The organism is Allomuricauda sp. TY007 (assembly GCF_010468565.1).
Lineage (GTDB): Bacteria > Bacteroidota > Bacteroidia > Flavobacteriales > Flavobacteriaceae > Flagellimonas.
Map to the genome: position 1 here is coordinate 297,757 of NZ_WUEG01000003.1, position 16,070 is coordinate 313,826.

The window sequence follows — 16,070 nt, forward strand, 5'->3', positions numbered from 1 at the left end:
GCATGAAAAAGATAGTCCTTTTATTTTGTATGCTTTCACTCTCTTTTGGATTTTCCCAAAACGAGGCTCTGTTTAATGAAGCCACCGAACTATACAACAATGGGGAATACTCCGCTGCCATAGAAAACTACAAGCAAATTCTGGAAAATGGCGAGCATTCTGCCGCACTGTACTTTAATTTGGGGAATTGCTACTATAAACTCAATTCCATTGGCCCCAGTATTTATTACTACGAAAAAGCATTGCTTCTTGACCCACCTAATAGTGAAATCCAAAATAATTTGGCGTTTGCCCAAAATATGAGGCTGGATGCCATTGAGGAAGTTCCTACAACGGGGATATCCAAAATCTACAAATCAGTTGTGGGCTTTCTCTCCTATGATCAATGGGCTTATTTGGCCGTTGGGTTGGTCTTTTTGTTTGTTGTGGCCTATATGGCCTATTATTTTCTTAGGCCGGCCAACCAAAAAAGGGCTGCATTTATTTCAAGTATGCTCTCTCTTGCTTTGTGCGCTGTCTCTGTTTTAATGGCCTACCTTGGCTATCAACAATACAAAAACGATGACCCGGCCATAGTTTTTGAGAAAGAAGTCAATGTTAGTTCAGAACCCAATACCAACAGCAGCACTATCTTTACCATTCACGAAGGAACCAAAGTGAATATTTTGGACGAACTGGACGATTGGAAAAGAATACGTATTGCCGATGGGCAAACAGGATGGTTGTTGGGGGACCAGATTAGGTCGTTAAAGGATTTTTAGACATAATTAACAAATAAGTGCCTATCTTATCTTAAATTTGCCGCAATCATATATTATGATGCGAACACTGGCTATACCGTTTATTTCCTTAGTGATGGTCACAATTTTGTTGACCTCCCCTTTTGTCCCACTTATGGGTCGGGAATATAGTATTGCCTTTATTCTTGGTTCTTCCGAAGAAGAGAACAATACACATGATACTTCGAGCAGCAAAACATTTGACATAAAATATTTTATGTCTAAAAGTTTTATTTCAGCAGATCCATCCATAAATCAAGAAAAAAACAATGATGCATCAGGTTATGCATTCGCTGTATTGGAGTTCACTCTCGAAACACTAGACCCCCCTCCCCGAAAATTGGTTTAACATTCATATTCTCGTTTAAATCAAATTTTAATTGTCCTTTACCGCCAAATTTTATCTGATGTAGAGGACTAATCTTGTTTATTATGTTCAAGTATATAAAAAATGACTTGCCTGCCAGTATTGTGGTCTTTTTTGTGGCGCTACCGCTATGTTTAGGTATTGCCCTGGCCAGTGGCGCCCCTTTGTTTTCGGGGCTTATTGCAGGTATTATTGGGGGAATCGTTGTAGGTGCACTAAGTGGTTCCCAAATAGGGGTAAGTGGCCCTGCAGCAGGACTTGCAGCCATTGTACTAACCGCAATCGGTACCTTGGGAGGGTATCAAAACTTTTTGGTTGCCGTAGTATTGGGCGGTATAATCCAGCTAATTTTCGGATTTCTAAAGGCTGGTATTATTGCCTATTATTTTCCATCATCGGTAATTAAAGGTATGCTCACGGGTATTGGAATCATCATCATTCTAAAACAAATTCCCCATTTTTTTGGGTATGATGCCGACCCGGAAGGTGATTGGGCCTTCTTTCAAGTAGACGGTGAAAACACCTTTAGCGAAATTATAAACTCCATCAATTTTATTAGTCCCGGGGCAACCCTTATCGCTGTTGTTGCCTTGGCCATACTTATTTTATGGGGTCAGGTTTTAACGAAAAAATCCAAGATCTTTGAGCTTATACAAGGACCTTTGGTCGCTGTGGTCATTGGAATCGTGTATTATTCATTGACCCAGGGCAATGGCACATGGGGAATCTCGCAGGAGCATTTGGTAAGCGTTCCGGTACCGGATAGCTTTGATTCGTTCTTGGGCTTTTTTAGTTTTCCCAATTTCTCCGCCATATCCAACCCAGAAGTTTGGATAACGGGTTTCACCATTGCATTGGTGGCCAGTTTGGAAACATTGTTATGTGTAGAGGCAACGGATAAATTAGATCCTGAAAAAAGAACAACGCCCACCAACCGCGAACTTAGGGCACAAGGAGTGGGGAACATGCTTTCTGGTTTGGTCGGAGGGCTTCCGGTTACACAGGTAATCGTTCGTAGTTCGGCCAATATTCAATCCGGAGGTAAAACAAAGGCTTCTGCTATCATCCACGGATTCTTTCTACTCGGTTCGGTAATATTGATTCCTACCTTGCTCAATAAGATCCCGCTATCTGTTTTGGCCGCCATATTGTTTATTGTTGGTTTTAAACTCGCAAAGCCATCGCTTTTCAAAACCATGTACCAAGCAGGTTGGAAACAATTTGTCCCCTTTGTAGTAACTGTGGTAGGTATTGTTTTTACAGACCTTTTGGTCGGAATCAGTTTAGGCCTTGGGGTTGGTATCGTGGTTGTTCTTATTAAAAGCTACCAAAATTCCCACTTCCTTCATATTGAAGATAAGAGCAATGGAGCACATAAAATTAAAATGACCCTTGCGGAAGAGGTTACCTTTTTTAACAAAGGTGCCATTTTGAAGGAACTCGACAGTCTTCCTGAAAATTCCTATCTTGAATTGGATGTTAGAAAAACACGTTTTCTTGATAATGATATCGTGGAAATCCTAGAAGACTTTTCAAACAAAGCGAAGAACAGGAACATCGACATAAAAATTATCTCGGAAAAAGGCGAAATTGAAAATCCGGATAGTTACATCGAATTTTTTAATCTAAGACCGAAAAAATCGGCATAAAATATTTTAGCATGAAAGCACACACAAAAGAAACGCAGTCAACCATGACACCAGAAAAAGCCATTCAATTTTTGAAGGAGGGCAATCAGCGTTTTCAACAAAACTTAAAAGCTAACAGAAACCTGCTGGAACAGGTCAACGATACAAAAGACGGTCAATTTCCGTTTGCGACCATTTTAAGCTGCATTGATTCAAGAGTATCCGCCGAGCTTGTTTTTGACCAAGGGTTGGGGGACATTTTTAGCATAAGAATTGCAGGGAATTTTGTTAACGAGGATATTTTGGGGAGTATGGAATTTGCCTGCAAATTGGCAGGAACAAAAGCCATTGTAGTTTTGGGGCATACTGCCTGCGGAGCCGTAAAAGGAGCATGCGACCATGCTCGTTTGGGCAACCTTACGGCATTGATCAACAAAATTGAACCCGCTGTGGCCGCTGTCCAAGAACCTAAAGATGAATCTTTAAGGAATTCTAAAAACTTAGAGTTTGTGGATGCGGTTTCGGTCAAAAATGTTGAAATGACCTTGGAAAACATTAGAAATCAAAGTGATGTTCTAAAAGAAATGGAAGACAGTGGAGAAATTGCCATAGTCGGTGCCATGTACGATATTTCAGATGGTCGGGTGACTTTCCTATAACCATACATTAAATTCGTTTAAAAAATGCCGGTAGATTATTCCACCGGCATTTTTTATTCATAATATTGTTATATTAAAGCTACGCAAACAACACTACACCATGTTTAAGCACTTAAAAGGAGATTTGTTTGGAGGAATTACCGCGGGCATTGTGGCCCTTCCTTTGGCGCTTGCCTTTGGTGTAAGTTCTGGTTTAGGCCCTAGTGCCGGTTTGTACGGGGCAATTTTCATTAGTTTTTTTGCCGCTCTTTTCGGTGGAACCAACACACAAATTTCGGGCCCAACCGCTCCAATGACAGCCGTGAGCATGGTTGTTGTTGCAGGTATTATTGCCGTTAACGATGGGGATATCAACAAGGCACTTCCCGCTATTTTAACTGTTTTCCTATTGGCAGGGATTATGCAGGTTGGTTTGGGCCTATTGGGCTTAGGAAAATATATAAAATACATTCCATATCCTGTGGTTTCAGGTTTTATGACCGCTATTGGAATCATCATTTTAGTTACCCAAATATTGCCGGCCGTAGGATACTATCCAGAAGAAGATGAAGCCTACGTCAACCAATTTATGCCCCAGGCCGAAGAGGCTATTTTAGAAAATATACTGCATGAAGAGGCCGGAGAGGGTATTTTGGTTTTAGAGAACTTTACGGAAACCATTAAGCGTGCCGAAAAAATTTCACATTCCGATATGTTAAAAGAAGCCGGTACCTTGGCTTCAAAAGATGCATCGGGGGTAATGGGAACATTTAAAGTACTGCCCAGGGCACTCAAGGACATTGATTGGCTGGAATTGGCCTTGGCCTTGGCAACCATTATCATTATTTACGGTTTTAAACGAATAACAACGACCATCCCCAGCACATTGGTTGCCCTGATCGTAGTTTCTGGTGCAGCTTTCGGATTTGGGTTGGATTATAGGCCCATTGAACAGATTCCAAGTGGGCTACCCATCCCCAATTTTGAAATTTTTACAGCCTTCAACCTTAATGTTGTCACGCCCTATATTTTTACTGCACTTACATTGGCACTGCTTGGTGCCATAGACTCACTGCTTACTTCCGTGGTCGCGGACAATATGACCCAGACCAAACATAAACCCAACAAAGAGTTGGTAGGCCAAGGCATTGGAAACAGTATTGCAGCTATTTTTGGGGGTATTCCTGGCGCTGGTGCCACTATCAGGACTGTGGTAAACATAAACTCCGGGGGTAAAACAAGACTATCCGGTATGATTGCCGGCTTACTATTACTTGTTATTTTACTTGCCTTGGGGCCAGTAGCATCACAAATACCCGCCGCAGTATTGGCAGGTATTTTGGTAACAGTAGGTATTGGCGTGATGGATTACAGAGGGCTAAAAGCCATTCCCCACTTGCCCAAAGACATAAAATTGGGGCCTTTAAAACTCAGTTCCGAAGTTATCATCATGTTGGTAGTAATGGTATTGTCATCCATTTGGAATTTGGTATATGCTGTTGGAATCGGCCTTGTAATTGCCTCTTTAATGTTTATGAAAAAAATTGGGGATCTGACAGCACAACGTTCCAATGTGAGGGCCTTGCGTGAAGAAGCGTGGTCCGATGAAAAAAATATTCCCCAAAAAATCAAAGATGAAGTTTTTATAAAACACATAAAGGGACCTTTGTTTTTTGGATCTACCAACGAGTTTCAACAACTGGCCTCGCAAATCCCCGACGATGCTTCAACAGTAATAATACGAATGGGCAGGATGCAGTATATGGATCAAACGGGCCTATATGCCATGGAAGATGTGTTGCAAGATTTAAAACGAAAAGATATTCTTGTGCTCTTGGTCAATATTCTGGACCAGCCCCGTTATATGTTGGAACGTATTGATATTATCCCGGACCTTATTCCAAAAGAACATATCTTCAAAAACTTTAAATCCTGTTTGGATTGGGTTGATAAAAACTTAAACCACCAAGAATAATATACGTTTTTGATGCTTCTTCAAGAGTTCCCACAAGATTCAGGACCTATATATCTGGAAACCGTTGAGGGTAGATTTCCCATTGAACCCTTTAACACCTATAGCAATCTCATCTTTTTGTTCCTGATTATTTATTGGGGCATAAAAGTGTATAAAAATCCAAAGCAACATCAATTTTTAGCATGTGTGCTTCCCATAATTGGCGCCAGTTATATTGGTGGAACCATCTACCATGCCACCCGGAGCCACGAATTCTGGTTGCGTTTGGATTGGATGCCCATTATGCTCTTATGTGCTGCTTTGGTCATCCACTTTATTTTTAAGCTGGTTAAATCTAGGTGGAAGAGGGTGTTCTGGGTCGTCGTGTTGCTCGGGGCTTCTTTTTTATTTCGGATGCTGCCCATTCCATCTGGATTGAGAATTTCTTTAGGATATGTAATAACGGCTGTAACCATACTCGTTCCCATAACATGGTATTTGGTCAGGACCAAAGGAAGGAACATTGTTTTTGTGATTGTTTCCTTTGTAATTTTTGGAGTTGCGATTTTCTTTAGAAGCATTGATCTGCATCAAAATTTCTTTCCGATGGGAACCCATTGGCTGTGGCATCTTTTGGGCGGAATTGCAGTACATTTTCTTATTGCCTATATATTCAAGGACAATTTGCTAAATTTGTCCGCCAATAGCGTAAGCCATCATGATTGATACCATAAAGGAACACATAGACGAAGTAGAAAAATTTACTTCAACCTCAATAGAAGAAATTGAAGCATTCCGAATTAAGTATTTAGGAAAAAAAGGGCTTTTGAACAGTTTCTTTGCCGAATTTAAGAATGTGCCCAACGAGCAAAAGAAAGATTTTGGCAAGGTTGTCAATCAATTAAAAAATGCCGCTACCGATAAGGTCAATGCCCTTAAGGAAGCCTTGGAGAGCCAAACAGAAACTGTTGGCAAATATGGGGATTTGACACGTCCCGGGGAACCTGTTGAAATTGGTTCCCGCCACCCAATCAATATTGTAAAGAACCAGATCATTGATATTTTTTCCCGAATCGGGTTCAATGTTTCCGAAGGTCCCGAAATTGAGGATGACTGGCATAACTTTACGGCACTAAACCTTCCGGAATACCACCCTGCAAGAGACATGCAGGATACTTTTTTCATTCAAACAGATCCGGATATCCTTTTGCGTACCCATACCTCATCCGTGCAGGTAAGGTATATGGAGAGCAATAAACCGCCCATCAGGACCATTTCTCCAGGAAGGGTATATAGAAACGAAGCGATTTCTGCTCGCTCCCATTGCTTTTTCCATCAGGTGGAAGGCTTGTATGTGGACAAGAACGTATCCTTTGCCGATTTAAAACAAACCTTGCAATATTTTACATCGGAAATGTTCGGCAAGTCCAAAATTAGGTTGCGCCCTTCTTATTTCCCATTTACGGAGCCCAGCGCAGAAGTTGATGTTTACTGGGGCCTAGAGACCGAAACGGACTACCGCATGACCAAGGGAACTGGCTGGCTGGAAATTATGGGATGCGGTATGGTAGACCCCAATGTACTTAAAAATTGCGGTATAGACCCCGATGTATATTCCGGATTTGCCTTTGGAATGGGAATAGACCGTATTGCGTTGTTGCTCCATCAAATTTCGGACATTCGCCTCCTCAGCGAGAATGATGTTCGCTTCTTGGAACAATTCAAAAGCGCATTGTAGACCATTTTATGAAAAAGGATATTGAAATTCCCGTAGCCAAGGATGTTCATGTTGCTGTAATTCGCGAGTGGAACGATGAATTTCTTTCCAAAGACTGGAATGTCTACCTGATCAATAACAGAACAGATGTGATTGAAATGACCATTGTTGTTTCCAAAGGTTTTGACGAGGATAAAAAAACCTCTACCATGCGACATGGCATAGGGGTTGTTGAACCCAAGTCCTTTAAAAAAATTGAATTCCTGCAAGAAGAAGTGCTGGCGCTCAACAATGAATTCTTTGTTACCTTTTTTGCCGAAAACAAACTGTTTGAAAAAAGGTTCCTATTCCCTAAACATACTATTGCCGAAGACCATCTTACCACAATTCCAATTATAGATAAGGAAGGGATTCTCGCTAAGGATTGATGGGTGTTTTGTCAACGAACACTTTCTTTTAACAAAAATTTAGTTTTTGTTAGTTCGGTTTGTTCCGAACCAATATTAATTTTGCACCTTCAAAAATCCATCTATGGAAAAAACGAAGGAAGAAATAATAGAAACTTTAGGGCTTCATTTAGAGAAGGAACACAACTTACCTCCCCTGGCCGCCCGGATATATGCAATACTAATTTTAACCGATGAGGACGGAATCACCTTTGAGGATTGTTTGGAAAAACGGGGTGCAAGCAAAAGCTCTACCTCTACCTCTTTGAACCTTTTATTAAACATGGGCCTGGTTACCTATTTTACCAAACCCGGTGATAGAAGAAGGTATTTCACCACTGCTAAGAAAAAGAACTTCTTTCTTTCCAAGCTTCAAGAAAACTTGAGTCGTATGGAAACCGAAAAAAGTATAATCACCTTGGTTTTGGGCTATCATAAAAAAAATAGCCCTAAAAAATATGAAGAAGGTCAAGTAAGAACCAAAGTGTATCTGGATTATGTAAGCGACAACGAAAAAATCCTTAAAAAATCAATCAAAAAATTAGAATCCATTATAGATGAGTAATCTCTCCAACAGTCATAAACCCAACAATAACCCTAACAACCTTAGTTTGTTCATGAAAACAATCAAATCAATAGTAGTAGCAACAGGTGTGCTCTTGTTAATGTCCTGTGGGGGTAAAAACCAACAGCAAGCCACTGCGCCTCAAGCACCCTCGTTCAAAGTCAGTACGCTTAAAAAACAGGATATTACAATATATAATTCGTATTCCACCAATATTCAAGGTCTACAAAATGTAGAAATCTGGCCAAAGGTTGCTGGATTTGTTCAAAAAATATATGTAGAAGAAGGACAACAAGTAAAAAAAGGGCAGTTGCTCTTTAAACTGGAAACACAAACGCTTTCCCAAGATGCCGAAGCTGCAAAAGCGGCTGTAAATGTGGCACAGGTGGAAGTGGACAAGCTGGTTCCCTTAGTTGAGAAAAACATTATTAGCGAGGTGCAATTGGAAACCGCCAAAGCTCAATTGGAACAGGCAAAAAGCAACTACAACAGTATTGCCGCCAACATCGGCTATTCCAATATAGTGAGCCCCGTAAACGGATACATTGGTGGGATTCCCTATAAAGTGGGCGCTTTGGTTAGCAGCACCATGGGGGAGCCACTAACCGTGGTATCAGACATTAGTAGCGTTCGTGCCTACTTTTCCATGACCGAGAAGCAATTGTTACAAATGAAGAGTGAAATGGCAGATAAAGGAACTCCTATTTCATCTGAAAATACTCCGGAAGTAGAACTTGTAATGGTCAATGGTGAGACCTATCCACAAAAAGGAAAAATTGCCATGGTGAACAACATTATCAACCCAACCACAGGAAGTGTAACCCTTAGGGCGGATTTTGACAACCCCAACCAATTGTTGAGCTCTGGCAGTACGGGAACCATAAAGGTGCCGTCTACCTACGAAAATACTTTTGTTATCCCTCAATTTGCCACGGTTGACCTCCAAGGAACCAAAATGGTATTTATATTGAATGATGACAACTCGGTAAATACAAAACCATTGAACATTGTCGCGCAAACCGATAAAGAATTCATCGTAAACGAAGGTTTGGAAGAAGGAAGCACCATCGTAACCGAAGGGGTATCCAAACTAAAAGATGGTCAAACCATCAAGCCCGTAAAACAATAATTGCCATCAATCATTTATAGAACAAATTATATATGTTCCAAAAATTTATAGATCGTCCTGTACTTTCCACTGTAATATCCGTAATTATTATGATATTGGGTATTCTGGGGCTTAGTACTTTACCTGTAGAACAGTATCCCGAGATTGCTCCGCCAACCGTTCAGGTTAACGCCAATTATACTGGAGCCAATGCCGAAACAGTACTAAAAAGTGTAGTGATTCCACTTGAAGAGCAAATCAATGGTGTGGAAGGCATGACCTACATGACCTCATCCGCCAGTAACGATGGGGCGGCCAACATCAGCGTATTTTTTGAACTTGGCGTTGACCCCGACATTGCAGCGGTAAACGTTCAAAACCGAGTTGCAAGGGCCAACAGCTTGTTGCCGCAAGAAGTTATAAACACAGGGGTAACTACCCAAAAGGCCCAAAACAGTGCGTTGCTATTTTTCTCCATTTACTCTGAAAATGAGGATTACGATGCCACTTTTGTGGAGAACTATGCCAAAATAAACCTGGTTCCGCAATTACAAAGGATCAAAGGGGTTGGTAACGTTAACGTATTTGGGGCCAAAGATTATTCCATGCGGATATGGATTTCTCCTGATAAAATGGCTGCATACAATTTGGTGCCAGCCGATATCCAGGCGGCATTGAGGGAACAGAATACCGAAGCAGCAACCGGTAAAATTGGTGAAAATGCTGATGGTATTTTTGAATATGTAATGAAATACAAAGGACGGCTCTCCGAGGTAAAAGAATATGAAAACATTATTTTAAAAACTACTGAAGACGGAGGGTTTCTTCGCTTAAAAGATGTTGCCGAAATCGAGTTGGGGGCACTTAGCTACGTTAGAAAAAACTCTGGTATGGGAAACCCCGGTGTTGCTGTGGGGGTTTACCAAACATCTGGATCCAATGCAAAGGAAATCATCGACGAAATTGAAACCATCTTGGAAGAATCCAAAGCAGATTTTCCAAAAGGGTTGGATTATGTAATCCCCTTTAACTCCAAAGATTTCTTGGATGCCTCCATCGATCACGTTGTAAAAACATTGATCGAGGCATTTATCTTGGTATTTATTGTGGTGTTCCTGTTCCTTCAGGATTTTAGATCCACCCTTATCCCCGCCATTGCGGTACCCGTGGCCATTGTAGGTACCTTTTTCTTCCTACAATTATTCGGATACTCCATCAATATGCTTACCCTTTTTGCTATGATCTTGGCTATTGGTATTGTAGTGGATGATGCCATTGTGGTGGTCGAAGCCGTTCATGCCAAGTTGGAAGAGGGTGCCGACTCTGCAAAAACCGCAACCAAAAATGCCATGAGCGAAATTTCTGGGGCCATTATCTCCATTACCTTGGTAATGTCGGCGGTATTCATCCCGGTTTCCTTTATCAAAGGATCTTCAGGTGTTTTCTACCAACAGTTTGGTATTACCCTTGCCGTTGCTATTTTAATATCAGCCGTTAATGCGTTGACCTTGAGTCCTGCCTTGGCGGCATTGTTCCTAAAGCCCCATAATCCAGAAAAAGGTAAAAAATCCAATTTCTTGAACCGTTTTTTTAAGGCTTTTAATGTTGGTTTTACGGCCATGACAAATAAATACACCAATACCATTGGTACTTTGGTGAAAAGAAAATGGATAACCCTTGTTCTTTTACTCGGTTTTAGTGCACTCGCCATATTCCTGTTCAAATCAACTCCTTCTGGGTTTGTACCAGATGAAGATCGTGGGATGATTTTTGTTAATGTGAGCATGCCTCCGGGAACAACCATTGAAAAAACAGAGGAAACCATCATGAAGTTGGATTCCATTTACGAATCCATGGACGTGATCGACGCTAGAATGAGTGTAGCCGGATTCAGTTTATTGAACCGAGTAAGTGCCGGGTCTTATGCATTCTCTATCATGAAGCTGAAGGATTGGAGCGAAAGAGATGCAGATTCTTTGTCCGTTAATGCGACCATGCAAAAGCTGTACGGAATTACGGCAGGTTTCAATGATGCCGAGATCATTTACTTTACGCCTCCGAGTATTCAAGGTTTTGGTACCAGTTCCGGTTTTGAGGTACAGCTTCAGAGCAAAACGGGCGAAGATTGGAATTCCATCAACGATGTAAAAAACCAATTTTTGGGAGCGCTCAATGCCAGGCCGGAAATCCAGTATGCCATTTCACAGTTCGACCCCGGTTTTCCACAGTACAATTTGGACATTGATATGGAGAAAGTGAAAATGGCCGGGTTGACAGCAACCGATATTTTTAATTCGCTCCAAGGTTATTTTGGAGGTATTTATGCTACCGATTTCAACAAATTTGGTAAGCAGTACCGTGTTATGATTCAGGCCAAACCCGAAGATCGGGCCAACGAGAACTCCTTGAACCATATTTTTGTTAGGAATGCCAATGGCGAATCCGTCGCTGTAAGCCAATTTGTGGACCTAAAGAAAATTTATGGCCCCGAGGTCGTGCAACGATTCAACTTGTTGAGTTCGGTAAGCATAACAGGAGTTCCCAATCCGGGCTACAGTACCGGTGATGCCATTACCGCTATTGAAGAAGTGGCCGCCCAAGTATTGCCAACTTCTTACACCTACGATTACTCTGGACTTACAAGGGAAGAAAGCAATGCCGGTTCACAGACAATCCTCATATTTATATTGAGTTTGGTGTTTGTTTACTTCTTGCTGAGTGCACAATACGAAAGTTATATACTACCGCTTTCCATTTTGTTGTCCCTGCCCTTTGGTATAGCAGGAGCCATTCTTTTCATCAACTTGGCAGGCTTGCAGAACAATATCTATTTCCAGATTGCCCTGATCATGTTAATCGGTCTGTTGGCCAAAAACGCCATTTTGATCGTGGAGTTTGCCCTGCAACGTAGACGGGCAGGACTATCACTTTTTGATGCTGCCGCAGATGGGGCACGTGCCAGGCTCCGCCCAATTTTGATGACATCTTTCGCTTTCATATTTGGTCTATTGCCATTGGCCCTTTCATCAGGAATCGGAGCCGTAGGAAACCAATCCATAGGTGTAAGTGCTGTTGGGGGAATGCTGGTCGGAACCATTTTGGGAGTTTTTGCGGTGCCTGTGCTCTTTGTAGTGTTCCAAGCGCTGCAAGAACGCATGTCAGGAAAACCGGAATCCATCAAAGTAAACAATGCTTAACTACAAAGCTTAAAAAATGAAAATACAATCCATATATAAATTTATCCTGTTACTCTCGGTACCGTTATTGCTACAGTCTTGTTTTGTGGCAAAAAACTACACTAGGCCAGAGGTAGAAACTGAGAATCTATACAGAACGGACAATCTACCGCAGGACAGTGTTTCCATGGCAGATGTGTCTTGGAGAGACTTGTTCAATAATGAACAGTTGAAATCGTATATTGAAGAAGGGTTAAAGAATAATATTGACATTCGAATTGCACTTCAAAACGTAGTGGCTGCCGAAGCGTATGTAAAACAAGGTAAAGCGGGGTATTATCCGACACTTTCCGGAACGGCCAGCTTCACACGGACAAAAAACTCGCGAAACAGTCAGTTTGGAAGCTTTTTTACAAGTGCCCTGGAGCAGTACGAACTCTCCGGCACCCTCTCGTGGGAAGCCGATGTTTGGGGCAAGATCAGAAGTAATAAAAGAGCTTTTGGTGCGGCCTATCTGCAGAGCGTTACCGCGCATCAAGCCGTAAAAACGGAATTGGTCGCCAACATAGCCAGCACCTACTATCAATTAATGGCTTTGGATAAACAATTGGAAGTTGCCAAACAAACCTTGGAAGCCAGAAAAAACAGTCTGGAAACCACCATTGCCCTAAAGGATGCCGGTCAGGTGACAGAAGTTGCGGTAAAACAGACCGAAGCACAAGTCCATACCACCGAAATTATTGTAATTGACCTTAAGAACAACATCAAACTTTTGGAAAACGCCTTTAGTATGTTATTGGGTGAAGGACCACAAAAAATAGAGCGTGGTGACCTGGACGATCAAACCATTGATACGGAATTGAGTACCGGGGTACCTTACTTGTTGCTTGCCAATCGCCCCGATGTGATGCAGGCAGAATACAGTCTTATTAACGCATTTGAATTGACCAATGTGGCCAAAAGTAGTCTCTATCCCTCTTTGAGTTTATCCGCTTCGGGAGGTTTTCAGAGTTTGGAGTTTGATAATTGGTTGGATGCAAGCTCACTCTTTTCAACTTTGGTAGGTTCTTTGACACAACCCCTTTTTAACGGAAGACAGTTGCGCACCCAAGTGGAAGTGGCCAAGACCAAACAAGAACAAGCATTGTTGAGCTATAAACAAGCATTGCTCACGGCTGGACGAGAAGTGAGCGATGCCCTTTATACTTATGAAGCGGAAACCCAAAAAATGGAGGCCCGCTCCAAAGAACTTGAAGCCTATTCAACAGCCGAAGATTATTCCGAAGAGCTTTTGAACAATGGTCTCGCAAATTATTTGGAAGTATTGACCGCACGTCAAAATGCATTGAATTCCAAGCTCAATTACGTAGATACACAATACGCCCAACTTAGCGCCATTGTGGAGCTGTACAGGGCCCTTGGCGGAGGTTGGAGATAAAAACAACAATAGTATTGGGGGATAAAAACAACATATTGGCCTACGCCATTGAAAACTTCACCAAGTTTGGAAGCAAAAGGTTCTCCATGGATGAACTGGCCAAAAATCTGGGTATTTCCAAAAAAACCCTCTACAAACATTTCAACAGCAAAGAAAAGCTGGTAAAGGAAAGTCTTGGGTATTACTTGGACAACATTCGGGCCAATGTGGACAATTACATGCTCGAAAACCCCAACGAGGACCAACCCCTTACCACGGTAATATTTATATATAAGCAAGGGTTGATCACCTTTCAGGAAATCAACCCCGCTTTTCTACACGGGCTCCACAAATATTATCCCAAGGCTTATGAAATATACGCCCAAGTAAAAAAGGACATTGTATGGAATATTGTATGCCCCCTTTTAAAAAAAGCCCAAGAATTGGGGCAAGTCAGAAATAATGTCAATGTTGAATTGGTCTGTACACTATTTTTGTCCCGAATGGAGGAGACCGTGTATTCAAAGGTCAATCTATTCGATGAATATAGCATCCACGAATTGCTGGAACACATCATTATCAATAACCTACGGGGCATTCTTACATTGGAATATCTTCAAAAAAGCCCCTTACAATAGTACTCCTTCCTATCAATTTTAAGAGATTTCCCTTTAAATTACTGAACGGAAATTGATGGACCATGAATTAAAATCCCCCACTAGAAAAAACACTGCCTAATTTTTTGAAAATAGTTATTCCTAAATTCCTATCTTTCAAAAAAGCAGGTAATTATGAAACAATTGCTCACACCTATATTGACCATTTTTTCCTTTGGAATTTTAATTGCACAACAATCAGACCTCAAAATCAATCAAGACCGACTAGAAAAGAGAATTTTTAATCTTGCAGAATTCGGACTTCAGGAAAATGGCGAAACCGAACGGGTTGCCTTTAGCGATGCTGATATTGAGGCCCGAAATTGGGTGATTAAAACCCTAAAGGGTTTTGGAATGGAGGTAAAAGTAGATGCAGCAGGGAACATTATTGGAAAACGGGATGGAACAGATTCGTCAAAAAAGCCAATTGCTTTTGGCTCCCATATTGATAGGGTACCCAACGGTGGGAATTATGATGGCTGTTTGGGTTCTATGGCGGCTTTGGAAGTGATTGAAACCCTTAACGAGAACAATATAGAAACCAACCACCCGCTGGAAGTTATCATTTTTCCGAATGAAGAAGGTGGTGTGATGGGAAGCAGGGCCATGGCAGGAAACCTTGGAAAATCGGCGCTATCGGTGGTAAATTCTACGGGATATTCCATGGGTGAAGGCATTATGCGAATTGGGGGAGATACCACGAAACTGGAAGAGGCCAAACGCAAAAAAGGTAGCCTAGCAGCCTTCTTGGAACTTCATATTGAGCAAGGAGGCAAACTCGAAAAAGAAAAATTGGATATTGGCGTTGTCGAAGGTATTGTTGGCCTTAATTGGTGGGATGTAGTCTTCACCGGATTTGCGAACCATGCAGGGACTACCCCCATGAATGCTCGACAAGATGCATTGTTGGCGGCAGCCAAATATATTGTGGCCGTAAACGAGATTACCAATAGCTTCGAAGGTTCTCAAGTAGGAACAGTGGGTCGGATCAAGGCCGAGCCAGGTGCTCCAAACGTAATACCTGGTAAGGTCATTGCAAGTTTAGAGATACGGGACCTATCCTCCAAAGTGATTCAAAAGGTATACGAGGCCATCAAGGAAAAAACGGAGGAGATAGCCATAGCTTCCGATGTTTCCGTGGAATTTTTGCCCTTGGACACTACAGCGGAACCTGCTTTGACCGATACAAGCATTCAAAAGGAAATCGAGGCATCGGCAAAGGCTCTTGGATTAACCTATAAATATATGCCCAGTGGTGCTGGTCATGACGCGCAGGACATATCAAGATTTGCACCCGTTGGGATGATTTTTGTGCCGAGCAAAGGGGGTATCAGCCACTCGCCCAAAGAGTTTACTTCGGCAGAAGATATGGCAAATGGTACCAATGTGCTTTTGCATTCCATTTTGTCCTTGGACAAGAAGTTGGATTGACGTATTCTGTCGGCTTTGTTGATCACAGTACTTTTTCGTTAGAGGGTGTAAATTAAACTCTGTCTGAAATAGATTTAAACATTAATTTTATTCAGACAGAACCATGAGAACAGAGGAACAGACAGAATTTGAAAAGAAGGTGCTTGACCAGTTCATGTCGGGCAAGAACCTTTTCGGCAAGGGCGGCG

Annotated in this window: 14 protein-coding genes; all 14 read left to right on the top strand. The window is 41.8% G+C overall.

Annotation, left to right across the window (positions count from 1 at the left end; genetic code table 11):
* Positions 1-2 precede the first annotated feature (2 nt).
* The 14 genes from GO009_RS04740 (at position 3) to GO009_RS04805 (ending at position 15,882) form a co-directional block, all read left to right on the top strand.
* Positions 3-761 carry an SH3 domain-containing protein gene (locus GO009_RS04740; protein WP_306770390.1) on the top strand — a complete coding sequence of 253 codons (759 nt, stop codon included), beginning with the start codon at positions 3-5 and terminating at the stop codon, positions 759-761.
* Positions 762-816: 55 nt separating this feature from the next.
* Positions 817-1,128 carry a hypothetical protein gene (locus GO009_RS04745; RefSeq protein WP_163625063.1) on the top strand — a complete coding sequence of 104 codons (312 nt, stop codon included), beginning with the start codon at positions 817-819 and terminating at the stop codon, positions 1,126-1,128.
* An 83-nt stretch (positions 1,129-1,211) separates the two neighbouring features.
* On the top strand, positions 1,212-2,795 hold the full coding sequence (locus GO009_RS04750) for a SulP family inorganic anion transporter (RefSeq protein WP_163625064.1): 1,584 nt from the start codon (positions 1,212-1,214) through the stop codon (positions 2,793-2,795).
* Between the two features lie 11 nt (positions 2,796-2,806).
* The gene (locus GO009_RS04755; protein WP_163625065.1) at positions 2,807-3,433 is read left to right on the top strand and encodes a carbonic anhydrase family protein; all 627 of its coding nucleotides are present in this window, start codon (positions 2,807-2,809) and stop codon (positions 3,431-3,433) included.
* A gap of 100 nt (positions 3,434-3,533) precedes the next feature.
* Positions 3,534-5,387, top strand: a complete 1,854-nt coding sequence (locus GO009_RS04760) for a SulP family inorganic anion transporter (RefSeq protein WP_163625066.1) — start codon at positions 3,534-3,536, stop codon at positions 5,385-5,387.
* Positions 5,388-5,399: 12 nt separating this feature from the next.
* Complete coding sequence (locus GO009_RS04765; protein WP_163625067.1) at positions 5,400-6,092, top strand: ceramidase; 693 nt, start codon at positions 5,400-5,402, stop codon at positions 6,090-6,092.
* A complete protein-coding gene (pheS, locus tag GO009_RS04770) occupies positions 6,085-7,104 on the top strand; it encodes a phenylalanine--tRNA ligase subunit alpha (protein ID WP_163625068.1) in 1,020 nt (339 codons plus the stop codon). The genes GO009_RS04765 and pheS overlap by 8 nt, the downstream gene beginning before the upstream one ends.
* A gap of 8 nt (positions 7,105-7,112) precedes the next feature.
* Complete coding sequence (locus GO009_RS04775) at positions 7,113-7,511, top strand: hypothetical protein (protein ID WP_163625069.1); 399 nt, start codon at positions 7,113-7,115, stop codon at positions 7,509-7,511.
* Positions 7,512-7,614: 103 nt separating this feature from the next.
* On the top strand, positions 7,615-8,094 hold the full coding sequence (locus GO009_RS04780) for a GbsR/MarR family transcriptional regulator (protein WP_163625070.1): 480 nt from the start codon (positions 7,615-7,617) through the stop codon (positions 8,092-8,094).
* Positions 8,095-8,146: 52 nt separating this feature from the next.
* On the top strand, positions 8,147-9,223 hold the full coding sequence (locus GO009_RS04785) for an efflux RND transporter periplasmic adaptor subunit (protein ID WP_239057385.1): 1,077 nt from the start codon (positions 8,147-8,149) through the stop codon (positions 9,221-9,223).
* Between the two features lie 32 nt (positions 9,224-9,255).
* Positions 9,256-12,399, top strand: coding sequence for an efflux RND transporter permease subunit (locus GO009_RS04790; RefSeq protein ID WP_163625072.1), 3,144 nt, complete (start codon positions 9,256-9,258; stop codon positions 12,397-12,399).
* Between the two features lie 16 nt (positions 12,400-12,415).
* On the top strand, positions 12,416-13,816 hold the full coding sequence (locus GO009_RS04795) for an efflux transporter outer membrane subunit (protein WP_163625073.1): 1,401 nt from the start codon (positions 12,416-12,418) through the stop codon (positions 13,814-13,816).
* Between the two features lie 14 nt (positions 13,817-13,830).
* Entirely contained in the window at positions 13,831-14,433 is a 603-nt protein-coding gene (locus GO009_RS04800; protein ID WP_163625074.1) for a TetR/AcrR family transcriptional regulator, read from the top strand.
* A 153-nt stretch (positions 14,434-14,586) separates the two neighbouring features.
* Entirely contained in the window at positions 14,587-15,882 is a 1,296-nt protein-coding gene (locus tag GO009_RS04805) for a Zn-dependent hydrolase (protein WP_163625075.1), read from the top strand.
* The last annotated feature ends 188 nt before the right edge of the window (positions 15,883-16,070 follow it).